Genomic DNA, 21,028 nt, shown 5'->3' with positions numbered 1-21,028 from the left:
GGTCGGTTCTTATTAGTAGAGGGTAATGCGGCGTGGCTCAGACCTTGGGCGGGCCGGGATAACCGCAATGCGCCCACGACTCTGCGCGGCCGTACCAGGCCATCATTACCAGTTGCAGCAACGAGGCGTAGCCCATGCGCAGCAGACTGAGCGAGCTGTTCTGCCAGCGGTCGAGGAAGTGGCGAACATCGTCGCTGCTGGCGTTTTCCCAACTGCCCCAAATGCCTGTCAGCGGGCCGCGGGTAACCGCCATGGCCAGCACATCGAACAGCTGCACGGTGAGCTTGAGCATTTCCGGCGACAGGCGATTGAGGCTGTAGTCGAGGTTTTGCAGCGTGCCGTTCACGGCGCTTGGCATCTGTTCCGGGGGCACGGCGCCGGTCAGCATCACCGGAATCAGCGCGTTCAAGAACGGCAGGTCGGACTCGCGCAAGATGGCGAAACCGTTGGCCGGTGTGCTGGCCGAGCAGCCACTCAAGGTGGCGGTAAGCCCGGCCGTGGCGAGAAACGCTGAGCCCATCAGGCCAACTTTCAGCAGGCCGCGACGGGACAGGCCAGGTGTAGCGATTACCGAGTCATTCATTTTTATTATTGACCTCGCGCTAGCGCGTTTTAAAACGGCGCTCCGGCAGGCTGAACCGGGCGCCGCAAGCTCAGCTTGGTTTAGCGGATGAACAGTTTCAGCACCAGTTTCTGCAGGGCTTTGCCGTAAGGCGGGTAGATCACTTTCGAGGCGTTGAAGCGCTGTTTGATAAACACGCCCTTGGCCTTGGAGAAGGTCAAAAAGCCTTCGTGGCCATGGTAATGGCCCATGCCGGAGGGGCCGACGCCGCCGAATGGCATGTCGTCCTGGGCCACGTGCAGCAAGGTGTCGTTCAGGCATACGCCGCCAGCGTGGGTTTCATGCAGCACGCGTTTTTGTTCGGCCTTGTTGTAGCCAAAGTAATAGAGGGCCAGTGGGCGCGGACGGTCGTTGATGTAGGTGAAAGCGTCTTCGAGGCGGTCGTACGGCACGATGGGCAGCAGCGGGCCGAAGATTTCGTCCTGCATCAGCTTCATGTCGTCGTTCACGTTCAACACCACGGTTTGCGCCATACGCCGGCCCTGGCCTTCCGGGAACAATGGTATGAGTGTGGCGCCCTTGCTTTCGGCGTCGGTGAGCAGCCCTTTGAGGCGGTTCAACTGGCGGTCGTTGATGACGGCGGTGTAGTCCGGGTTGTCTTTAAGGCTGGGGTAGAAGCTCTGCACGGTTTTGCGGTACGCCTCGACGAAACCTTCCACGCGATCCTTCGGCACCAGCACGTAGTCCGGCGCCACGCAGGTTTGCCCGGCGTTCATGGTTTTGCCAAAGGCGATGCGTTCGGCAGCGTCGCTCAGTGGCACATCCGCAGACACGATGGCCGGCGATTTGCCGCCCAGCTCCAAGGTGACTGGAACGAGGTTTTCCGCTGCTGCGCGCATCACGTGCTTGCCGATGCTGGTAGCGCCGGTGAACAGCAAATGGTCGAAGGGCAGTTTCGAGAAAGCCATGCCGACTTCGGCTTCACCGAGCACCACGCACACCAGGTCTTCGGGGAAGATGCGGGCCAGCAGGTCTTTGATCAGCTGCGAAGTTATCGGGGTGGATTCGCTCATTTTGATCATCACCCGATTGCCCGCCGCCAGGGCGCCAACCAGCGGGCCCATGGCCAGGAACAGCGGGTAGTTCCACGGCACGATCACGCCGACCACGCCCAGCGGCTGATAAATCACTTTTGCACTGGCCGGCTGGAAGGCCGAGCCGACCGAACGGCGCGACGGCTTCATCCATTTTTTGATGCGTTTGGTGGCGTAGTGAATGCCGTGCACGCTGGGCATCACCTCGGCCAGCAAGGTTTCCTCGGCGGCGCGGTTGCTGAAGTCTTGGGAAATGGCCTGAACCAGGGTGTCTTTTTCTTTTAGCAGCAGGTCGCACAGGCTGTTGAGCCATTGAATGCGCTGCCCGGCTTCGGGCATGGGGTTGGCGCGGAACGCTTCGCGCTGGCGCTGCAACAATGAATCAAGCTGGTCGATTTGTTGTTGGTTGTGTTGCAGGTAAGCAATGTCGGCGACCATTTTCGAAGGCTCCTGGGCAGTCCAGTTAAAAGAACCCGGAACCGTCTTGAAAAAGGTCGGTTTAGGGTTGCGCAAAACAACGTCGCTGGATTTTTAGAGCAATTACTCTAATGTGTCAAATAGGATGCCGAGAAGGGCTCAGGGATGCACCCCAACGAAAAGTTAGGGTGCGCAGTCGCTGTGTTGATGAGTAACAATTGCTGCGCTTGTGCGTGTACCTTTGGCGCAGCGATGGAGCTGGACCGTTTAGGCAGGACGCAGTTGCTGACGGCTTTTTGTTTAAGAAACAGTGTGTGAGGTACGAGCGCCATGGCCGCGCCAATGAAAACCCGTGAGCGCATCATTCAAGCCAGCCTGGAGCTGTTTAATCTGCAGGGTGAGCGCAATGTGACGACCAATCACATCGCCGCGCATCTGGCGATTTCCCCCGGCAATTTGTACTACTACTTCCGCAATAAGCAGGCGATCATCGCCGAACTGTTCAGCCAGTACGAACACCAGGTCGACACCTTTCTGCGCCCGCCCGAGGGCCGTTCGATGACCGTGGAAGACAAAACCTTCTATCTCGAAGCCTTGCTTGCAGCGATGTGGCATTACCGCTTCTTGCACCGCGACCTGGAGCATTTGCTGGAAAGCGACACTGGCCTGGCGGCGCAGTACCAGCAGTTTTCGCTGCGCTCCATGGGGCAGGCGAAAGCCATTTATCAGGGCTTTGTCGACGCGCAGATTCTGGTGATGGGCGAACGGCAGATTGAAGCGCTGACGCTCAACGCCTGGATCATCATGACGTCGTGGGTGCGCTTTCTGTGCACCTCGCGCGCAGACATGGGCGACCTCAGCGAAGAAATGCTGCGCCGTGGCATTTATCAGGTGTTGGCGCTGGAGGGTGGCTATATCGCACCACAGGCGCGTGAGGCGGTGGATGCGCTGCAACAGCGCTTGTTCGTGCCGCTCGATGGCGTGGTGTAAGCGTTAACCGAGCGCGGTAAGCCATTGCGGAATGCGCCGCTCAAGGTAGTACTCCGGGCGGCGCCACGAGCCTTGAACGAAACCCACATGCCCACCATGGTCGTGCAATTCGAATTGCACGCAGCTCGCCAATTCGCTGGCGTCGGGCAGGCTGTGGGGAAACACGAACGGATCGTCGGCGGCCTGAATCAGCAGCGTTGGCGTCTGGATGCGGCCCAGAAAATAGCGGCTCGAAGACCGCTTGTAATAGTCGTCGGCATCGGCAAAACCGTGGAGCGGAGCGGTGACGCGGCCGTCGAAATCCCAGAACGTGCGCATGTCGGTCAACGGGCCGAGCTTTTCCAGAATCGATAACTGATCGGCCTGGCCTTTGTGAGCAAACAGGCGCTGTTTGTCTTTCACGTAGGCGACCATCTCCCGCATGAAGTGCGCCTGGTACACCTTGGAAAAGCCCAAGCCGATACGGTCAGCGCATTGGTCCAACCGAAACGGTACCGACACCGCGACGGCACCTTGCAGATGGCTGTCGGCGCCACTTTCGCCCAAGTACTTGAGCAGTACGTTGCCGCCCAGGGAATACCCGGCGGCATACAGCGGGGCCATGGGGCGCTTGGCGCGCAGGTGGCGGATGGTTTCGGCCAAGTCTTCACTGGCGCCGGAGTGATAACCGCGCGGCAACAAATTGGGCTCGCCGGAACAGCCGCGCCAGTTCAGCGCCACGCTGGCCCAGCCTTGGGCGGCCAGGTTTTGTTGTAGACCGAGCACGTACAGCGAGCTCGACGACCCCGTCAGCCCATGTAGCACCAGCACCAATGGCGCATCGGCTTCGTGCGGGCCGTGCCAGTCCAGGTCCAGGAAATCGCCATCCTCCAGCCACAGCCGCTCGCGCTGACGCTCAAGCGCAGGCGGCTTGCGGCACAGCGAATTCCACAAGGTTTGCAAATGCGGGTTGGGCAACCACCAGGCCGGGGTGAAACCAGTGTTCATGGTTACGCCGTGCGGTGCCACAGGGCGTAATACACCTGGCCGGCTTTCTGCTCGCGGTGCAGGCGCCAGTTGGCGGGCATGGTCAGGCTCGACGGCGGGTTTTCGCTTTCGGTGTATACCCATGCGTCGTCGGCCAACCAGCCTTTTTCCTCCAGCAGCGTGCAGGTGGGCTGTAGCAGGTTCTGGTTGAACGGCGGGTCGAGAAACACTACGTCAAACGGCGACGGGCTCTGGGTTTCCAGGTAGCGCAGGGTGTCGGTTTGCAGCAGTTGGCCGGTGGCGCATTTCAACGCGTCGAGCGTCTGCCGCAGGCTGGCGATGGCGGCGCCGTTGAGGTCCAGCGCCAATGCCAAGCTGGCCCCGCGCGACAACGCTTCGAGGTATAGCGCGCCACTGCCGGTGAACAGATCCAGCACCCGAGCGCCCTGAATGTAAGGCGCCAACCAGTTGAACAAGGTTTCGCGCACGCGGTTGGGCGTAGGCCGCAAGCCGTGAGCCATGGGAAAGCTGAACTGGCGGCTGCGCCACTCGCCGGCAATGATGCGCAACTGGCCTTGGCCGCCATGGGCGGGGGCGTTACCTGGTTTTACGGGACGGGCCATCAGTGCTCCGGAACGCCAAGCGCGGGCTCGGCTGGATGATCGGTTGGGGGCGGCAACGGCTTCTGCGGCACGGTGGGTCCGGCCGTGACGATGACCAGCGCATCCGCATTCAGATGCTTGGCCATCGCGGCTTTGACCGAAGCCACGTCCAGCGCCTGTACCTGCTGCATGAAGTCTTCCAGGTAGGTCAGCGACAGGTCATAGAAACCAATGGCGCCCAATTGCGAAACTATATCGCTATTGCTGGCGGTAGACAGCGGAAAGCTGCCCGCGAGTTCCCGCTTTGCGTCATCCACTTCTTTTTGCGTCGGTCCATTGGCCAGATAGTCACGCAAAATATCTTGCACCAGCTTCAGCGCGCCTTCGCTTTGCTCCGCCCGCGTTTGCAGGCTGATCATAAAAGGCCCGCGCGCCTGCATGGCCGTGAAGCCCGAGGAGATGCCGTAGGTGAGGCCGCGTTTTTCTCGCACTTGGTCCATCAAACGCGTGCCGAAGCCGCCGCCACCGAGAATCTGATTACCCAAAAACAGCGCGGCGTAATCCGGTTCGGTCCGGTCGATGCCCATTTGCGCCAGCATCAACGTGGTTTGTTTGGACGGGAACTCAATGTGGCTGAGGCCCGCTTTCGGTTCGTCTGGCTGCGGCATTTTCGGCAACGCCGGCCCTTGGGGCAGCGCGGCGGACACTTGGGCAGCCATGGCTTCGGCCTCCGCGCGCGACAAATCGCCGACCAGCGCGATTACCACATTGCCGGCGGCATAGGCCTTGCGATGAAACGCCTGCATTTGTGCAACGGTAATGCGCGGAATGGACGTCGCATCACCATCGCTGGAATGGGCGTACGGATGACTGCCGTACAGGCGCTTGAACAGCTCCAGGCCCGCGAGGCGGCCGGGGTTTTGTTTCTGGTATTCGAAGCCAGCCAGCACCTGATTGCGGATGCGCACGAGCGAGTCGGCGGGAAAGGTCGGTTTGCCGACCACTTCGGTGAACAGTTTCAGCGCCGGCTCACGCTTGTCGGCGGCAGTGAGGCTGCGCAGGCTGGCCACGCCCATGTCGCGGTAAGCGCCGTTACCAAAGTCGGCGCCCAGGTCTTCGAAGCCAGCGGCGATGGCGCTCACGTCTTTACCGGCAATGCCTTCATTGAGCATGGCGTTGGTCATCATCGCCTGCCCCGGCACGTCGCCGTCCTGGCTGCTGCCGGCGGCAAAGGTCAGGCGCAGGTCGAACATCGGCAATTGGTGCGCTTCAACAAACAGCACCTTGGCGCCTTCAGCGGTTTTCCAGGTTTGAATGTCGATGGCGCGATGGCTCGGCGCCTGGCCTTCCAGTGCGGCCAGCGACTCCAGGTGGCCCTCGGCTTTGGCCGGCGCTTCTTCAGCCGGTTGAGCGCTGGCAGCTACGCCGGGCGCCGGTTCGGTGGGCGCTTGCGCGGGCCGGCTGACGACAAATACCAGTACCGCCAGCAAGGCCAGCAGGCTTAGGCCCAGGAGGCTGTATCGCAGACCGTTGCGTTCACTCATGGGTTTTTTCCTTCGGCAGTACTTCGGCGACGCTCAGGCGTTCGCGAGTGAAATAGGTGCGGGCAGCTTGCTGAATATCGTCGGGCGTGACGGCCTCGATGGCGGCCAGGTCTTCGTCCATCAATTTCCACGACAAGCCGACGCTCTCAAGCTGGCCAATCGTGCTGGCCTGGCTGCTAATGGAGTCGCGCTCATAGACCAAGCCGGCGATAACTTGGGCGCGAACACGGGCCAGTTCGGCAGCGGTAGGCGCGGTCTTTTTCAGCGCTTCCAACTGGCGCCACAGGCCCGCTTCGGCCTGGGCCAAGGTTTTGCCGGTTTGCACGTTGGGCGTGGCGGATAGCATGAACAGGCTGTCGCCGCGGTTGTAGGCGTCGTAACTGGCGGAAGCGCCAGACACCAATTCCTCGCCGCGCTCCAATTGCGTGGGCAAGCGCGCGCTGTAGCCGCCGTCGAGCAGTGCCGAAATCAGGCGCAGGGCGTGGGCATCGCGCGGGTTGGCGGCGGTGGCCAGGCTTGGCACGTTAAAGCCCATCATCAGGCTTGGCAGTTGCGTTTGTAGGTACAGACGCAGGCGTCGCTCGCCCGGCTCGGCCAGTTCCAGCGGCGCTTTCGCGGTGGGTATCGGACGGCTGGGTACGGGGCCGAAATAGCGCTCGGCCAGGGTTCTCACCTCGGCGACCGTGACGTCGCCCACAACCACCAGCGTGGCGTTGTTGGGCGTGTACCAGGTTTCGTACCAGTGGCGCAGTTCTTCCACGCTCATGCGCTGCAAGTCGGCCATCCAGCCGATAGTGGGCGTGCCGTAACCGCTGCCGGGATAGGCCATGGCCTTGAAGCGCTCGTAAGCCAGCGAGCTGGGTTTGTCATCGGTGCGCATCCGGCGCTCTTCTTTGATGACTTCGATTTCGCTGCGAAACTCTTCCGGCGGCAGGCGCAGGCTGGCCATGCGGTCTGCTTCAAGCTCAAAGGCCACGGGCAGACGGTCGCGAGCCAGCACTTGGTAATAGGCGGTGTAGTCGTCGCTGGTAAATGCATTTTCTTCGGCGCCCAATTCGCGCAGCACCAAGGACGCTTCGCCGGGCTTCATCTTGGCGCTGCCCTTGAACATCATGTGTTCGAGGGCGTGGGAAAGGCCGGTTTGCCCGGGCGTTTCGTAGCTGGAGCCGACCTTGTACCAAACCTGGGAAACCACCACCGGCGCGCGGTGATCTTCGCGCACTACGACCTTCAGGCCGTTGGCCAGGGTAAATTCTTCAGTGGGTTGGGTATCGGCGGCAAATGTAGATAGCGGCAGGCAAAGGGCCGCGAGCAGCAGCCCGGTGGCGCTGCGGGCAAGCATTTTCATGAAGTGAATGACCTGTCGAGAAGGCCCGCTTGGTCTTAGCGTCGGCGGGCGCGGAGGTGCTAGGATACTCATCCATGTGCGACACGTCATGACTCGTGTCGTTGCTAGGTTGGCAGCTGAGCCACGTTGTGAAGCCCTTGCTATCAGGGGTTTTGCCGAATTTCAGCACTGAAGCATCTGGCTTTGTTCAGGCTTTTTACGATCCGCTTGCGGGGATGCGAAATCTCCGTCCTAGGGGAAATTGCGTCTTAAATTCGTCCTTTTTGGGCAGAATTTGATCAAAAGGCGGGATGAAGAACAGTTTGACGGTCGTCAAATTGTTACAAAACATTTCAAGCTCTCCTGTGTGCCTTATCACCCTCGGGTGTTGGAGCTCATTTGGCCTGCCGCGATAGTTTTGGTTCCGTTCACCACCGTCGAGAGACGTTGTAGGTGCTCTCTCCAAGCAACGGAGCGTCTTGCTCCGTCCTGCATTGCCCGGCTTCTGAGCTTTAGAAGTAATGGGCCTGGCGTGTACCCGCCAGTTCACTAGATCGGCATGCGTCAGGGGCCAACCCTGGGGTGTGAAGCCCGATCCACAATGTCCCTTCCTCTCACGAGGTGACGCTCTCCGGCGACGGAGGATGTCATGCGTCCGAACTGCACGGATGCTTAGGGGCTAGTGACCCAACCCGCATGGCTAACACATGTGAATCGTCGACAGAACCTCCGTCAGTATCACCATGCCAACGGCAGTTAGGCATCGGCCAAAACGGCACGCAACCAGTCGTCATAGTATGGACATATGGCGCGGTACTACACAGGTTGCCGGGGGAAAGACGAAGCCTAAACGGGGAATTGATGCAGGCCGGGGAACGTGGCAATCCCGACCACCTGCCCATCACTTCGGTGACAGGGCAAGCAAACCGCAAGGGGCGCTGATGGGTGTGGGGAATAGGAGGATGCAAGAAGCGAAGGGTCCCCTGTAATCGGGGGCATACCGGTTGAAACATTACCGGCAGGGGCAACTCTGGCTGACGTGCATCTGGTCTACCGGCGCAACAAAAACCGCTAATTTCCAGCGATACAACGACCCTAGGGGTGGTCCACCTGCCCCTAGGGGCAGGTCCGCCTCTTAGGTCCAGTAGACCAATAGGAGGACTGTATGAATACAAAGCCAGAAGCAATTCCGGCCGCGTCTGCGTCCTCGGACGGTACTTTGGCCTGGCACAGTTTCGACTGGGCCAAGATCCAATCATCCGTTCGGAAGACGCAGTTGAAAATTGCGCAGGCAACTAGGGATGAGGATTGGCGCAGGGTTAAACGCCTGCAACGATTGCTTACCCACTCGCTTCACGGTCGATGTCTAGCCGTGCGGCGAGTCACGGAGAATAGGGGTCGTAAGACTCCTGGCGTAGATGGAGAGAAATGGGCAACGCCCCACTTAAAACTCCTAGCTGTGCTGCGCTTGTCAAAGAGGCGAGGGTATCGGCCTAAACCGCTTAAACGCGTGTGGATTCCGAAGCCTGGTAAGCAGGAAAAGCGCCCATTGGGTATCCCGACGATGTTGGATCGGGCTATGCAGGCTCTCTACCTACTCGCACTAGAACCCGTTATCGAAAGCACCAGCGACCCTAAGAGTTACGGCTTCCGGCCGGATCGCTCGACCGCTGATGCAATGGTAGAGCTCTTCCAGCTTCTGAGTGGGAGGAATAGCCCACTCTGGATTTTGGAAGGGGATATCAAAGGGTTCTTCGACAACATCAACCATGACTGGCTCTGCCGGAACGTCCCTATGGACCGATCGGTACTACGGAAATGGCTGCGTGCCGGGGTTGTTGACCGGAAGCAATTCACAGCAACGGAAGCTGGTACGCCGCAAGGGGGGATCATTTCACCCTGTTTGGCAAACGCCACCCTAAACGGCCTTGAGACCGAACTGAAACTTCACCTGAAGAGGAAGTTAGGAGTCAAAAAGGCTGAGAAGACCAAAGTCCACGTGGTGAGATACGCAGACGACTTCGTGATTACGGCAGACTCGAAAGAGCTGCTTGAGGACGTAGTTAAACCTTGGGTACAAACATTCCTGGCAGTACGAGGGGTTGCACTGTCCCAAGAGAAAACGCAGATCTCACACCTCCACGCAGGCTTCGACTTCCTCGGGTGGAATTTCAGAAAATACGTATCGGAATCTCCTCGCAAGAGGGCAAAGCTGTTGATCAAGCCATCAAGGAAAAACGCCTCGGCGTTTTACCGCAAGGTGAGCGAGATTGTTAAAGACAGTGGAGCCATGACACAGAGGGCCCTGATCGGAAAACTGAAACCAGTTCTACAGGGATGGGCGAACTACCATTCCCATGTAGTTGCAAAGGAAGCCTTCAGTAAGCTGGATCACTTGATTCATTGGCGTATCTGGAGGTGGGCGAAGCGACGGCATCCAAGGAAATCCGCAGCATGGATTGAGAAGAAATACTTTCATTCCATAGACGGACGGAAATGGGTGTTCTCGCTCCCATACAAAAACAGCAAGGGTGAGATGAAGCACTACAGGCTCATTAGTCTGGCCGACACCAAGATCGAGTACATAACGGAGCGGTTACCTGGGGGTTACAACCCATACGATCCGGTACACGAACTGAAGTGGGAGGAGCTCAGGGTAAAGCGGATGCAATTCAATCTGCGGTTCCGACAGGAACTAGCTGGGCTCTACAGGCGACAGAAGGGCAAGTGCGCCCTCTGTGGGCAGGCGGTGAACAAGGAGACCGGTTGGCACGATCACCACGTCATTCGACGTGTGGACGGCGGATCGAACGCCCTAAGTAACCGTACGCTGCTTCATCCGAACTGCCATGCACTGGTCCACAGCCAGAAGAAGTTTGATCTGCTCCACAGCGGCTTATAGTGGTAAAGTCGCGCGCAACTCCCGTGTGTTGCCGGCCAGTCAGGCTGGTTTCATGTAGGCTTGAGCCGTGTGCGGTGAAAGTCGCACGCACGGTTCTTAGGGGGCCCCGGATCAGTAATGATCCGGGGCTACCCGACTTTATTGGCGGCCACGGCTGTTGGGTTTTTACCCGGTTGGCGCGTCGCACCCTTGAGATAGCCGCTCTCCATGTTTGGTTCCAAAGACGACAAGAAGACCCCAGCCGCTGCTGGGAACGACGCTCCGGTCACTTCCGATGAGAAGTCCGGCGAGAAAAAAAGCCTGTTCGGTTGGCTGCGCAAAAAGCCTCAGGAGCCCGCTGCGGCGCCTGAAACTGCGGTCGAAACCTTAGCGCCGAGCGAGGTTGCGCCTGCTGAGGCGGCACCGGTTATCGACGCTCCGGCAACCGAGCTGCCCGCCCAGGAACAGCAACCGATCGTAGTGCCCGAAGTGGTTATCGCGCCGGTTGTGGAGCCCATTGCGGCACCCATCCCAGCGCCAGAGCCGATCCTTCCGACACCGGAACCGGTTGTGGCTGAGCCAGTTGTTGCTGCGCCAGTCGCGCCGCCGGTAAGCGAAGCCCCCGTGGTGGTCGCGCCAGCGCCTGCGGCATCGCCAGAAAGCAAAGCCGGCTTCTTCGCCCGCCTTAAGCAAGGGTTATCGAAAACCAGTGCCAGTCTCGGCGAAGGCATGGCCAGCCTGTTCCTTGGCAAAAAGGCCATCGACGATGACTTGCTCGATGAGATCGAAACACGTCTGCTGACCGCCGACGTCGGCGTCGAAGCCACCACCGCCATCATCCAAAGCCTTACCCAGAAAGTCGCACGTAAGCAGTTGGTCGACAGCGGTGCTTTATATAAGGCGCTCCAGGAAGAGCTGGCGTCGCTGCTCAAACCGGTCGAGCAACCGCTAGTGATTCCGGCCGAGAAGAAGCCATTCGTAATCCTGGTCGTGGGCGTCAACGGCGCCGGCAAAACCACCACAATCGGTAAGTTGGCGAAGAAGCTCCAGCAGGAAGGCAAGAAAGTGATGCTGGCTGCGGGCGATACGTTCCGTGCGGCGGCGGTCGAGCAGTTGCAGGTGTGGGGCGAACGTAACCAGATTGCGGTGATTGCTCAGCACACCGGTGCCGACTCAGCCTCCGTCATCTTCGATGCCGTACAAGCGGCGACTGCTCGTGGCATAGACGTACTGATCGCCGACACCGCCGGCCGATTGCACACCAAAGACAACCTGATGGAAGAGTTGAAAAAGGTACGCCGCGTTATCGGCAAACTGGACGAAACCGCTCCCCACGAAGTGTTGCTGGTGCTGGATGCGGGCACCGGGCAGAACGCCATTAGCCAGGCCAAGCAGTTCAACCAGACCGTTAACCTCACCGGCCTGGCCCTAACCAAGCTGGACGGCACCGCCAAAGGCGGTGTGATTTTCGCGTTGGCCAAACAGTTCGGCCTGCCGATCCGCTACATCGGTGTGGGTGAGGGCATTGACGACCTTCGCACCTTTGAAGCTGAAGCCTTTGTTCAGGCCTTGTTCGCCGAGCGGGAGCACGCATGATTCGCTTTGAGCAGGTGGGTAAACGCTACGCCAACGGCCATGTCGGCCTGCATGAGCTGAGTTTTCGCGTGCGACGCGGCGAATTTCTGTTCGTCACCGGGCATTCTGGCGCCGGCAAGAGCACTTTGCTGCGCTTGATTCTGGCGATGGAGCGGCCGACGTCGGGCAAGTTGCTGCTGGCAGGCCAGGACCTGGCGCAAATTACCACTGCTCAGATTCCATTCCTGCGCCGCCAGATCGGCGTGGTATTTCAAAATCACCAGTTGTTGTTTGATCGCACCGTGTTCAACAACGTGGCGTTGCCGCTGCAGATTCTCGGCTTGTCCAAGCCTGATATCGCCAAGCGCGTCGATGCCGCACTCGAGCGCGTTGCCCTGAGCGACAAGCGGGATCTGTTTCCTGGCGATCTTTCCACTGGCCAGCAACAGCGCGTCGGTATCGCCCGCGCCGTTGTGCACCGTCCGGCCTTGCTGTTGGCGGACGAGCCGACCGGTAACCTCGATCCTCGATTGGCGGCTGAGATCATGGGCGTATTCGAAGACATCAACCGCATGGGCACCAGCGTGCTGATCGCCAGTCACGACCTGGCACTGATCGCCCGCATGCGCCACCGCATGTTGACGTTGCAACGCGGCCGATTGATCGGTGATGGGGAGGCTGGTTAATGAGCGCCACTCGTAATCCTCAGGAACCGTCATCCGCAGCTGAGCGCGTCGGCGCCGCGCCAAAGAAAAATGATCAGAAAAAAGACGACGGCAGCCCGGATTTCTCCACCTTGCTGCACGCCTGGTTGGAAGCCCATCGTTCGAGCTTGATCGACAGCTTGCGTCGCCTGGCTAAGCAGCCCATCGGCAGTTTCTTTACCTGTCTGGTCATGGCCGTGGCGCTGAGCTTGCCCATGGGCTTGTCGCTGCTGCTCAACAACGTCGAGCGTCTGGGCGGTTCGTGGCAGCGCGCGGCACAGATTTCCCTGTTCATGACCCTCGACGCCAACGAAGCGGACGCTGACAAGCTGCGCGTAGAGATTGCGCAGATGAGCGATGTGGCGGAGTCCGAATGGATTAGCCGCGAGCAGGCGCTGGCGGAGTTTCAGCAGCAATCCGGCTTGGGTGAGGCGCTCAAAGAGCTTCCCGAAAACCCGTTGCCCGGGGTAATTCTGGTGACGCCTAAAGAAGTGGATAAACCGGCGCTGGAAGCCTTGCGCTTGCGCCTGGCCGAACTGCCGAAGGTTCAGCAGGCGCAGCTGGATTTGCTGTGGGTCGAGCGCTTGAGTGCCATTTTGAAATTGGGTGAGCGGTTCGTGTTCGGGCTGACGCTATTGTTGGTGATGGCCTTGCTGCTAGTGATCGGGAACACGATTCGGCTGCACATTGAAAATCGTCGCACCGAAATTGAAGTCATCAAGCTGGTCGGCGGAACTGACAGCTATGTGCGGCGTCCCTTCCTTTATATGGGCGCGTTGTATGGCTTGGGTGCCGGCGTCCTGTCTTGGGCCGTGCTGGCGTTTGGTCTGGATTGGCTGAACGGCGCCGTGGTGCGTTTGGCTGGGCTGTACGGCAGCGATTTTGCGTTGGCGGGGGTGCCATTATCCGATGGTCTATCCCTGCTGCTTGGGGCTGTGCTGTTGGGGTATATTGGCGCCTGGCTTGCGGTGGCCCGTCACTTGAACGAGTTGGCCCCGAAGTAGTAAGTTTTTGTTTATCAGTGTTTTTTCGTGCTTTTGAACTTTCGAGTCAACTGTCTGGTCTTATCCGGGCAGTGCTCAAAAGGCACGAGTTTCGTGAGTCGGAGGATTCGCATGAGCAATTCTTTGCAACCTGTCCATGCTTTAGTCCCGGGTGCAAACCTGGAGGCCTATGTGCATGCGGTCAATAGCATTCCGCTGCTGACTGTTGAGCAGGAGCGCGAACTGGGCGAGAGTCTTTTTTACCATCAAGACCTCGAAGCCGCTCGCCAGATGGTGCTCGCGCACCTGCGGTTTGTTGTCCATATCGCCAGAAGTTATTCCGGTTACGGCCTGGCACAGGCTGACCTAATCCAAGAAGGCAACGTTGGTCTGATGAAGGCCGTTAAACGCTTCAACCCAGAAATGGGCGTGCGTTTGGTGTCGTTTGCGGTGCACTGGATCAAAGCTGAAATACACGAGTTCATCCTGCGTAATTGGCGCATTGTCAAAGTGGCCACCACCAAGGCCCAGCGCAAATTGTTCTTCAACCTGCGCAGCCAGAAAAAGCGTTTGGCCTGGTTGAACAACGACGAAGTGCACGCGGTGGCCGAAAGCCTGGGTGTAGAGCCGCGCGAAGTGCGCGAGATGGAAAGTCGCTTGACCGGTCACGACATGGCCTTTGACCCTGCCGCAGAGGCAGACGATGAAAGCGCGTTCCAGTCGCCGGCCAATTACCTTGAAGACCATCGCTACGACCCTGCTCGTCAATTGGAAGATTCCGATTGGAGCGACAGCGCCACGGCGAATCTGCACGAAGCGCTGGAAGGCCTTGATGAACGCAGCCGCGATATTCTCTACCAGCGCTGGCTGGCTGAAGAAAAGGCGACCCTGCATGAGCTGGCCGCGAAATACAACGTGTCAGCCGAGCGTATTCGTCAGCTGGAAAAGAACGCTATGAACAAACTCAAAGGCTCAATCGCCGCCTGAGTTTCAAAGCGAAAGGACTGAAGCCGCACCCAGGTGCGGCTTTTTTCTGCCCGTGTGTTTACCCCTGTTTCGGAGACTGTCCATGTCCATGCCACCGCTACGTATGCAGCACTGGCTGCTTTTTGTGGTGATTGCCGTTGCCTTCTTTGCCTGGGGCGGCTGGTTAATGTACGGACGGAGCGTTCCGGAATCGCTGCCTGGCATGGCGCGCTGGCAGAAAGAAATTGTCTCGCCGATGGCAGAAGGCACACTCACGTTGGGACGTTTAAACGCAGTGAATACTGGAGAGCTATGGCTAAAACCTAGACTGGACGGCCCGCAGCTACTGTTCCGGTCGAGGCTGGGAAGCATGGGTGAACAATGGAAGCTCGAAGCCGTTCTGGTGCTCACCGAGCAAGAGCACACCAGCTTGATGAAGGCGACGGGCCTCAAGCCTACCGACCCCGAACAACCCCTGAGCAGTCACATGCTGGGCGAGCTGAGCGGTCACGGGCTTTCTGCTTTGATGCTACGTCCGGAACAGCCTGTGGCCGAAGATCAGATCGTCGCGACTTTTGGGCCGCCGCGTTTGCGCTTGCAGCTCAATAGCGGGGAAGGCTGGGTGTATCCCGCGCAGGGGCTAACGGTTCATGTAGAAAATGGGGCCCTCTTGCTACTGCACGTCGTGCCCCGCAGCTCGCTTAAACAGTAAGCGAATCGCCAATCAGGAGCGGCGGCCTTTCTGCATTTGCACGATGTAGTCACTGCCGCCTAGCTGGCGCATCTGTTGGCGAATCCAGTTCGCTCGACGGTTGATATAGCCGGTCGGCTTACCGGCGCTCCACTTCAGCGGATTGGGCAACACAGCCGCCAACATACTGGCCTGCCGCGCGGTTATATAAGAAGCTCCCACGCCGAAGTGTGCGCGCGCAGCCGCCTCAGCGCCGAAAACCCCGTCACCCCATTCCACGGTGTTTAGGTAAACCTCAAGGATTCGCTGTTTCGGCCAGAGCAACTCCAGCAAGCCGGTGAACCAAACCTCAAGCCCTTTACGCAGCCAGCTTCGACCGGGCCAAAGGAAAAGGTTCTTCGCCACTTGCTGACTGATCGTGCTGGCCCCGCGCAAATTGCCGCCACGTTCGTTGTGATCAAGGGCAGCCTGAATAGCCTCCACATCAAACCCCCAATGCTCGGCGAACTTCTGGTCCTCACCCGCGATCACGGAGATCTTCAAATCATCCGACAGCTCCGCCCATGGGCGCCACGTGCGCTTGAGGTCGATCGGCTTGCCATCAATCCATGACTCAATTTTTCGCTCCACCATAAGAGCGGAACCAGGCGGCGGCACCCAGCGGAAAATAAGCACCACCAGCACTGAGACCGTGGCGAACCAGAGCAAGAACCTAAACAGACGTCCGAAAAGTTTGCGAACCATGCGTAGCGGGGCCTTAAAAGTAGGTGACGATTATAGCGCTGCTCGTACGAACAGCCTGGCGCACATTTAGAAGCTGTTAGCTCATACGTCCCACCGCTACAGGACCCTTGAGCGCTGCACACGCCTTTCAGGCCTGTCTGGGCGTGATATTTCTGAGTCTCACCTCCCGAAGTCCGGCGGGGCGGGCACTTTAGTTCCACGAGACCTAGAACATAACTCCCTTTTTCAGGTCAGGAAATTCTAAATGCTACGGATTATTCCCACATCTCCGCCGGAGACTGATTGCAGTTTCAAATATCAATTTAACTAAAATTGGCTGGGCTTTAGATATCAATACTTTATGACGTTCCACAAAACTCTACGGGTCTTTTATGAAATACAAATTGGCTGTGCTCAGCTCTAGCCTCGTTTTAGCTAGTTTGGCCCAAGTGGCGACTGCGAACGAAGGGAAAATCGACTTTGAAGGCGGTGTTTCTGACACAACCTGCACTGTGGTTGTAAATAAGCAAACCAATAACGCAACGGTGAAACTTCCCATTGTTTCCTCCAAGCTTCTCGCTGCGAAGGACTCTACTGCCGGGCGCACTTTCTTGAACTTCGAACTTTCCGACTGCTCGTCGGCGTCGACCTTAGCAAGTAAGGCGTCCGTATTCTTTGTCGCAGGGGATAACATTACACGAGAAGGCCATCTGGAGAATACCGCGCAAACCAACGCAACTACAAACGTGGAGCTTCAGATACTGAATAAAGACGGCGATGTAATGGATCTTTCTCTGGGTACGGGTGCGCAGGGCGCTATTGCGGAAAACATTGTCGATGCGAGTGGTAAAGGCTCAGCTTATATTCGTCACTTTGTTCAATACATTTCGAAAGGCAATGCCACCGCTGGCGGTTTGACCTCGAGTGTCGACTATGAAATTGACTATGAGTAAAGCCTAAAATTAAGTGCCTGGCCTTGCCAGGCACATTTTTAATATCTCGGAATGCGGCATGCAAAAATCAACTGTTTATGCACTCTTGTTTTTGCTCTCTAATTATTGCAATGCGGCAACTTCGAGTTTTACAGTCGAAGGCAGGGTTACGGCCGCAACATGTTCCGTTGTGAGTAAAGATCAGCGAGTTAACCTGCCAATCGCGCCGAAGACCTCTCTCGCGAACCCTGGCGATACGTTTGGTCAGACACCGTTTTCAATCGAAATTAGCGGCTGCCCAGCAGACTCGTTAATTTACTTTGAGGCTCATCCACTAGCTTCAATTATAGTTGGTACTAAAGGTCGACTGCCGAACACCGCGGTTAACGGAGCGCAACATGTCCAGCTGCAGATACTGAATTCAGATGGTAATGCGGTGAATATTAATGCAGTGAAAGGCCAGCAAGTTAGTAGCGCTGGCGCCCCTGTAGGAGCGGTGGGCGAAAATAAAATGAAATTCGATTTTTTTGTTCAATATTATGCTACCGGTTCAGCCACAGCTGGAAAAGTGACTAGCACTGTTACCTTCTTAGTCGAGTCTATTTAATATTTTTAGTTTTCAGTGTCAGGTGAAAACATGCGTACCACCATGCTTAAATATTTACAGTCAACTTTTAAAACATTTCCATTTTTTATATTTTTTATATTGTCCGGTCCAGCACATGCCTCCGTGGTTCTGGATGGAACGCGTGTGATATACCCTGAAGAAAAGAACGAAGTTTCTATCCGCATGACAAATGAAGGTGGCGAGCCGAAGCTCGTGCAAGTGTGGATTGACGATGGTGATAAAAAAGCCAGTCCAGAGAATATTAGGGTTCCATTTGTGGTAACGACGCCCATCTTTCGAATTGATCCTAAAAAGGGCCAGATCGCGAAAATACAGTACACACGGAGCCTTCCAGTTCCGTCGGATCGAGAGTCGGTGTATTGGTTGAACGTGCTGGAAATACCTGGCAAGCCTACCGTGAAAGAAGATGATGCTAATTATCTTCAGTTTCGTTTTCGCACGCGGGTGAAAATATTCTTGCGGCCTAAGGGGTTGGAAGGCATCGCCAATGATGCTCCGGGGAAGTTGATTGTCAAATACCAGCCGGGCAAGGTGATGTTGGAAAACCCGACTCCTTACCACGTGAACATAAGCACGTTGGGCGTTGGATCTAACGCTGATGGGGGCGTTGTAGAGGCGGAAATGATATCTCCCTACACGACAAAAACGTTTGATTTAAAAAGAGTGCGTAGTTCTCAAAAATCGCCATCGGTTAAGTATAAGTCTGTAAACGATTATGGCGGGTCTCCTGTTTGGGAAAAACCTACCGCCACGTTCTAATATCTTCTGGTTATAATTATGAAAACTAAAAGCCGGAACCTGAAAGCGTTTTCAATAATTTGCGCGCCTTTTGCTTTGATCTTCGCTAATCCAGCAATGGCCGCGGCGGATAAATATGCCGTCGTAGAGTTCGACAATCGTATGTTGTGGGGAACGCCTGGCGAAAAGAATAATGCGGATTTATCAAGGTTTACCGAGGGGAATCCGGCGCCCCCTGGGAATTTTAAGGTAGATCTCTATTTGAACGACGAGATGCAAAGATCAAGCTCGGTAAAGTTTGTCTCCGTGGCAAACAAAACGTCGGCAATAGCTTGCTTTACCGCAAAAGATTTTTCTTTGCTCGGTATCGACGTTTCCAAGTTGCCGGAGCCGGAAGCGAAGTGGGTTTCTGAGGGCGCAGTCACTGGGGAATGCCGCCTAATAGACAGCGTGGTGCCTGGTGCCTCGGTGAACTTCGATTTTTCCGAACAGCGCCTTGAAACGTTCATTCCTCAGGCCTATTTAACAGAGCGGCCAAAAGATTATATAAGTCCACTTGAATGGGACAGGGGGATAACCGCCGCGCGGTTGAATTATTCCCTAGATGCGTTCAATGCAAGCAGTTATGGCAACACGTCCACACAAGGCTTCGCTTATTTTGAAAGTGGAGTGAACCTTGAGGGATGGCGAATACGAAATATTTCCTCTTTAGCAGTTGACGGCGAAAATCGTTCTTACCAAAACCAGCGTACCTATGCGCAAACCGATGTGGAGCGGTTGAGCAGCACACTTACGGTGGGACAGAATTATACCGATGGCCAACTGTTTGACGCCTATGGCCTGCAAGGTGCGTTCATTTCAACAGATATGCGTATGTTACCTTCGTCGCTGAGAAGTTATGCGCCGGTCGTAACCGGAGCGGCGGACTCAAACGCTAAGTTAACGATCAAACAGGGGAGCGTGATTATCTATGAGCGGGCAGTACCGCCAGGTCCGTTTGAAATTAAGAACCTAATGCTGAGTGGTTACGGTAATGATCTAGAGGTTACCGTTACGGAGGCGGATGGCTCGATTAAAAGCTTTACTGTGCCGTATTCACCATTAGTGCAATTGCTCCGTCCTGGTCAGTCTAAATACTCAGCGAGCCTCGGGGAGGCATGGGCTCCATCGTCCAGAGATTTCAAGCCCGTGGTTGGACAGGTCAACTTTCAACATGGCGTGAATAATTATGTTACCGCGTTCGGTGGTGTCGTCGGAAGCGAAGACTATCAGGCTGTCGCGCTAGGTAGTGCTGTTAGTACGTATATCGGCGGTATTTCTGCGGACTATACTTACTCAAGCGCGAGTCTAGGACGGGCGGATGCTATCAATGGCGATAGCATTAGATTTGTCTACTCAACACTGTATGAGCCAACGGGTACTAACCTCACGCTATCCAGTTACAGATTCTCCAGTCGCGGATTCTGGTCGTTTAGTGAATTTGTAAGTAGCCAAGATTCGCGGTTTCGGAGCGACCTCTCGGAGAGCAATCTGCAATACGATTATCGGGCGAAGCAGAAAGGTCGTTTTGATATGAACTTGCGCCAAAGACTTCCTTACGATTTCGGCGCTGCATCCATCAGCGGCTCTACGCGTAATTTTTGGAATCGCAAAGGGTCAGACACACAATTCCAGCTCTCGTACGCAAATCGCTTCCGAGATCTTAGTTATGACGTCGCTCTGTCACGTGTCAAAGATAAGGACGACAGGCGATATAACGAATTTCGGCTGAATTTCAGCATGCCGATTTTCGCTACTGATTACGGTCGCAATTATGTATCCGCAAGTACGACGCGCAATTCAGAGTCGGGCAGTTACGGGCAGGTTCAACTAGGTGGTATAGCGGGCAATGACCAAGAGTACACCTACGGTATCTCAACCACTCAAGGCTTAGACAGCCAGAATGCTTCTGCGAACTACGGTCTCAATGGCACCTATCAGGGCTCGAAAGGGTTTGTGACTAGTGGCTATACCAAGGGGGACGATTATCAGCAGGCTTCTCTAGGCGTGTCTGGCTCAGTACTTGTCCATGATGGGGGCGTGACCTTAGGGCAAACCTTGGGCGAAACCGTAGCATTAATAGAAGCAAAAGATGCCGACGGTGCTCGTATCACCAATTCCAGCGGCGCGGTGGTAGATGGCAGGGGATACGGAGTCGTTCCATATCTCTCCGCCTATTCGCGTAATCGAGTTGAAATCGACTCGGAGGGATTGTCGTCAGATATTTCTATTGCCGATACAAGCAGTGAATCGGTCCCAGTCGCAGGATCAATTGTTAAAGTCAAGTTTGAAACATTGCGCGAAAACACGATTATTATTAATGGCATGTTCGAAGATGGCAGTGCCTTGCCATTTGGGGCGGAAGTGTTTAACAACGCGTCGGGAAACGTCGTTGGCTATGTTGGACAAGCGGGCAGCATTTTTGCTCGAGGTGTGGACGCCCAAGGCAAGCTTTTAGTGAAATTGGACGGCCGCAGTTGCATGATGGCTTATAAGTTTAACAAACAGGACAGCGCTGCGAACTTGGGCACGCGCGCTTCAGGTAAGGACAGCAATTTCACGATATGTAAATACGAGTAATGTTCATGCTTGCGTTAGCTAGGCTCTTTATCCGACGGGTAATTATTCTTACCTGTGCGGGGGTTGCTACGTTCTCGTCGTCGATG

At 56.5% G+C, this 21,028-nt stretch carries 18 protein-coding genes; 11 read left to right on the top strand and 7 right to left on the bottom strand.

The annotated features are described in order from the left end of the window. Positions 1-37: 37 nt before the first annotated feature. Positions 38-583 (bottom strand): twin-arginine translocation pathway signal protein, encoded by a 546-nt coding sequence (locus tag AC0IW7_RS08015; RefSeq protein ID WP_471816946.1) that lies wholly within the window; start codon positions 581-583, stop codon positions 38-40. A gap of 80 nt (positions 584-663) precedes the next feature. After that, on the bottom strand, positions 664-2,094 hold the full coding sequence (locus tag AC0IW7_RS08010) for a coniferyl aldehyde dehydrogenase (protein WP_463540475.1): 1,431 nt from the start codon (positions 2,092-2,094) through the stop codon (positions 664-666). Between the two features lie 309 nt (positions 2,095-2,403). Here AC0IW7_RS08010 and AC0IW7_RS08005 point away from each other — a divergent pair, with 309 nt between their 5' ends. Further along, positions 2,404-3,063 (top strand): TetR/AcrR family transcriptional regulator, encoded by a 660-nt coding sequence (locus AC0IW7_RS08005; protein WP_471816944.1) that lies wholly within the window; start codon positions 2,404-2,406, stop codon positions 3,061-3,063. 3 nt (positions 3,064-3,066) lie between these two features. Here the strand turns inward: AC0IW7_RS08005 and AC0IW7_RS08000 are convergent, their stop codons facing one another. The 4 genes from AC0IW7_RS08000 to AC0IW7_RS07985 are packed head-to-tail and all read right to left on the bottom strand — an operon-like array spanning position 3,067 to position 7,523. Then, positions 3,067-4,050, bottom strand: coding sequence for a hydrolase (locus AC0IW7_RS08000; protein ID WP_471816942.1), 984 nt, complete (start codon positions 4,048-4,050; stop codon positions 3,067-3,069). Positions 4,051-4,052: 2 nt separating this feature from the next. Next, complete coding sequence (gene rsmD, locus AC0IW7_RS07995) at positions 4,053-4,652, bottom strand: 16S rRNA (guanine(966)-N(2))-methyltransferase RsmD (protein ID WP_471816940.1); 600 nt, start codon at positions 4,650-4,652, stop codon at positions 4,053-4,055. Next, complete coding sequence (locus tag AC0IW7_RS07990; RefSeq protein WP_471816939.1) at positions 4,652-6,175, bottom strand: M16 family metallopeptidase; 1,524 nt, start codon at positions 6,173-6,175, stop codon at positions 4,652-4,654. Before AC0IW7_RS07990 ends, rsmD begins: the two co-directional genes overlap by 1 nt. Then, the gene (locus tag AC0IW7_RS07985; RefSeq protein WP_471816937.1) at positions 6,168-7,523 is read right to left on the bottom strand and encodes a M16 family metallopeptidase; all 1,356 of its coding nucleotides are present in this window, start codon (positions 7,521-7,523) and stop codon (positions 6,168-6,170) included. Before AC0IW7_RS07985 ends, AC0IW7_RS07990 begins: the two co-directional genes overlap by 8 nt. A 1,144-nt stretch (positions 7,524-8,667) precedes the next feature. Between AC0IW7_RS07985 and ltrA the strand changes: the two genes are divergently transcribed. From ltrA to AC0IW7_RS07955, 6 genes are all read left to right on the top strand, one after another. Next, positions 8,668-10,404, top strand: a complete 1,737-nt coding sequence (gene ltrA, locus AC0IW7_RS07980; RefSeq protein WP_471816935.1) for a group II intron reverse transcriptase/maturase — start codon at positions 8,668-8,670, stop codon at positions 10,402-10,404. 207 nt (positions 10,405-10,611) lie between these two features. After that, complete coding sequence (ftsY, locus tag AC0IW7_RS07975; RefSeq protein WP_471816933.1) at positions 10,612-11,979, top strand: signal recognition particle-docking protein FtsY; 1,368 nt, start codon at positions 10,612-10,614, stop codon at positions 11,977-11,979. After that, entirely contained in the window at positions 11,976-12,644 is a 669-nt protein-coding gene (gene ftsE / locus AC0IW7_RS07970; RefSeq protein ID WP_122452983.1) for a cell division ATP-binding protein FtsE, read from the top strand. The genes ftsY and ftsE overlap by 4 nt, the downstream gene beginning before the upstream one ends. After that, complete coding sequence (ftsX, locus tag AC0IW7_RS07965; RefSeq protein WP_471816931.1) at positions 12,644-13,666, top strand: permease-like cell division protein FtsX; 1,023 nt, start codon at positions 12,644-12,646, stop codon at positions 13,664-13,666. Before ftsE ends, ftsX begins: the two co-directional genes overlap by 1 nt. Before the next feature lie 111 nt (positions 13,667-13,777). Beyond that, entirely contained in the window at positions 13,778-14,632 is an 855-nt protein-coding gene (rpoH, locus tag AC0IW7_RS07960) for an RNA polymerase sigma factor RpoH (RefSeq protein ID WP_122452981.1), read from the top strand. Positions 14,633-14,714: 82 nt separating this feature from the next. Next, the gene (locus tag AC0IW7_RS07955; RefSeq protein WP_471816929.1) at positions 14,715-15,323 is read left to right on the top strand and encodes a hypothetical protein; all 609 of its coding nucleotides are present in this window, start codon (positions 14,715-14,717) and stop codon (positions 15,321-15,323) included. Positions 15,324-15,335: 12 nt separating this feature from the next. On the opposite strand, the gene mtgA is transcribed toward AC0IW7_RS07955, so the two are convergent. After that, positions 15,336-16,046, bottom strand: a complete 711-nt coding sequence (gene mtgA, locus AC0IW7_RS07950) for a monofunctional biosynthetic peptidoglycan transglycosylase (protein WP_471816927.1) — start codon at positions 16,044-16,046, stop codon at positions 15,336-15,338. Between the two features lie 371 nt (positions 16,047-16,417). Between mtgA and AC0IW7_RS07945 the strand changes: the two genes are divergently transcribed. From AC0IW7_RS07945 to AC0IW7_RS07930, 4 genes are read left to right on the top strand one after another with little or no spacing between them, the layout of a single operon-like run. Beyond that, positions 16,418-16,978 carry a fimbrial protein gene (locus AC0IW7_RS07945; protein WP_471816926.1) on the top strand — a complete coding sequence of 187 codons (561 nt, stop codon included), beginning with the start codon at positions 16,418-16,420 and terminating at the stop codon, positions 16,976-16,978. A 58-nt stretch (positions 16,979-17,036) separates the two neighbouring features. Beyond that, on the top strand, positions 17,037-17,564 hold the full coding sequence (locus AC0IW7_RS07940; protein ID WP_471816924.1) for a fimbrial protein: 528 nt from the start codon (positions 17,037-17,039) through the stop codon (positions 17,562-17,564). Positions 17,565-17,594: 30 nt separating this feature from the next. After that, entirely contained in the window at positions 17,595-18,344 is a 750-nt protein-coding gene (locus AC0IW7_RS07935) for a fimbria/pilus periplasmic chaperone (protein WP_471816922.1), read from the top strand. A gap of 18 nt (positions 18,345-18,362) precedes the next feature. Next, complete coding sequence (locus AC0IW7_RS07930; RefSeq protein WP_471816920.1) at positions 18,363-20,942, top strand: fimbria/pilus outer membrane usher protein; 2,580 nt, start codon at positions 18,363-18,365, stop codon at positions 20,940-20,942. The last annotated feature ends 86 nt before the right edge of the window (positions 20,943-21,028 follow it).

The sequence above is a fragment of the Pseudomonas sp. AC229 genome, from assembly GCF_979254655.1.
Note: the sequence above shows the minus strand (reverse complement) of the source record. Positions and strands in the feature narration are given on the sequence as shown.